Origin of the sequence: Novosphingobium profundi (genome assembly GCF_018491765.1) — a bacterium.
Taxonomy (GTDB): Bacteria; Pseudomonadota; Alphaproteobacteria; order Sphingomonadales; family Sphingomonadaceae; genus Novosphingobium; species Novosphingobium profundi.
The window spans coordinates 1-2,070 of the sequence record NZ_JABWCU010000064.1 but is presented as its reverse complement, the minus strand read 5'-3'; the positions used below and the strand labels follow the sequence as shown (position 1 = coordinate 2,070).

Annotated in this window: 3 protein-coding genes; 1 reads left to right on the top strand and 2 read right to left on the bottom strand. The window is 56.6% G+C overall.

Translation table 11 applies throughout. The annotated features are described in order from the left end of the window. Positions 1 to 73 precede the first annotated feature (73 nt). Positions 74 to 457, top strand: coding sequence for a YidH family protein (locus HT136_RS26000; protein WP_343222330.1), 384 nt, complete (start codon positions 74 to 76; stop codon positions 455 to 457). A 226-nt stretch (positions 458 to 683) separates the two neighbouring features. Here the strand turns inward: HT136_RS26000 and HT136_RS25995 are convergent, their stop codons facing one another. Next, complete coding sequence (locus HT136_RS25995; RefSeq protein ID WP_214202648.1) at positions 684 to 1,292, bottom strand: DUF4142 domain-containing protein; 609 nt, start codon at positions 1,290 to 1,292, stop codon at positions 684 to 686. Positions 1,293 to 1,822: 530 nt separating this feature from the next. After that, positions 1,823 to 2,070 (bottom strand): VapC50 family PIN domain-containing toxin (locus HT136_RS25990; RefSeq protein WP_485020548.1); only part of this gene is annotated, 248 nt, incomplete at its 5' end.

The window sequence follows — 2,070 nt, the reverse complement described above, 5'->3', positions numbered from 1 at the left end:
ACAACCAACATCCCTGTACCCGCCGTTCGGAACCCAAACGGCGGCGCTTCTCACAATGAGATGAAGGGGGTCAATTTTAGACGCCGATCACCCCGCTAAGGGGGTCAATTTTGCACGCCGCTCCACAGTCCTTGCAGCCGATCGTACTATACTTGCGGCGGAACGCACTTACGCGGCCTGGGTGCGGACTGGTCTAGCCGCGATGGCGGCAGGGATAGGTGCGCGAGCCTTGCTGGATAAACTGGTGCCCGATTGGCTTATTGCTGCGACCGGCACAGTACTGATTCTGTTCAGCGGATTTTGTTTCGTGGCGGCGATCTGGCGGGAAATTTCTCCTGGAGCTCCGCCACCCATGCCCGATACGCGCCGCCTTCCTGTTTGGCTGCTCGCATTGGTGAACGGTTTCCTGATGCTTGTTTCACTTGCTGCGCTGGTCGGGTTGTGGGTGGCGCGCTGATGCAGGCCAGACTTGTGTCAGTAATTATCCACGATGAGCCATCTTCCATTCTGCCGATAAAACGCGTCTGGAAGCTCACCGCACAATGAGGCGAAGGTGGATCATACAGAAGATCCCGCCAGCAATGCTGACGGGATCCCTGGAAGCCTACAAAATGAACTGCGCCATCACCGGCGTCAGGTCATTCGCAGACAGGACAAACGTCCAGCCTGCTGCTCTCGTTCCGTTAGTCCTTGTCCATGGCCTTGGCGGTGGACAGATGCTTCTCGACATTGGGGGCGATCTCGCCTGCCGCCATCTTCAATGGCGCAACCGTGCCGTCGGCGGCATATTTCCGCATCAGCTTCAACGCGTCCTCGTGGGCGTCAACCTGACCATCGACATATTCCTTGTCAAAGTCGGCCCCCTTTAAACCCTTGAGTTTTGCAAGATCTTCATTCTGATCTTCGGTCAGGGCCGCATTGGGCGTTATGGCCGGACCAGCTTTTGCAGCGGCAGCCTTGATCTTCGCTGTCGATCCAGTGTGAGCCGTAATCATCATCTCGGCAAATGCTTTGACTTGCGGAGATTGTGCATTGGTTGCTGCCAGCTTCGCAGCAGCGATCTCGAACGCGTCGCTCTTGGCGGCCTTGTCGGCGAATTCCTGGCCGCTTGGTGTCGACATTAGGGCCTGCCCGGCATTGTCAATAGCGTTGTCTGTAGAGTTGACGGCTCCGGATACTGCCGCCTCAGTGTCACGCATCGCGTTATCCGCTTTTTGCTCCGCCTTTTCGCCGCATGCCGAAAGACTAAGGGCGGCGACTGCTGTGAAACTCATCCAAACGTGCTTTTTCATGACATTCTCCTTTTTCAGGGGTTCAAACGCCCGCGAAGCAGATGCCGTTCCTGCTGACAGTGATGATCCATCAACGGCGCGAATTCCGACCACAAGGCCCGAGTGATAAGCTATGGCAAGATGGCGGTCGCAACCATCGTTGGGAACGAGGACGGCGTGCACTTCTCATCCGTCCAGCTATTTCCGGGACGATCTCGGACGTTGCAATCTGCTAATGAGCGATGGGTTCGACAGATTTCGAGTATCTGGGCAAGATGCTGGACGGCTCGCCATACTGCTGCGGATGATAGAACACTGTCCGTTGAGACGGCGATCCCGCGGGCTACATTCTGCTCAAGGCAATATGGAGATCAAATCCGCGGTTCGGTTGACATGAGCGGCAGTTATCTCCGCAACCCGGCTCCGAACCGGACATTCGCCTACCGGCCCGTCTTGGGCATTCAGAATGGGAAAAGAGACGGACCGCACTTAGGAACGCAAAATCGGCGGCTGAACGGCCGTAAAGGGTCAAAGATGTTGGAAACGAGCCCTCAGATCGAGCCGAGGTGGGGCGTGATGACCGAAGCTGTTTCGAGCAGGCCGTTGGCTTCCAAGGCTCGTAAAAAGTCTTCAGGGGACATTTCAGGTCGCTTCAGTCGCTCGCGCATTTTTCGGATGGCGGCGATCGCCCGCCCCTCTTCAAGGGCAATGGTGTCGGCAATGAAGTCGTCGGCGCTTCGTGCCTCGATGTTGAGTTGGCCGAGGATGTCAGCCGGAAAATCTTTCAGATTCTCGGTGA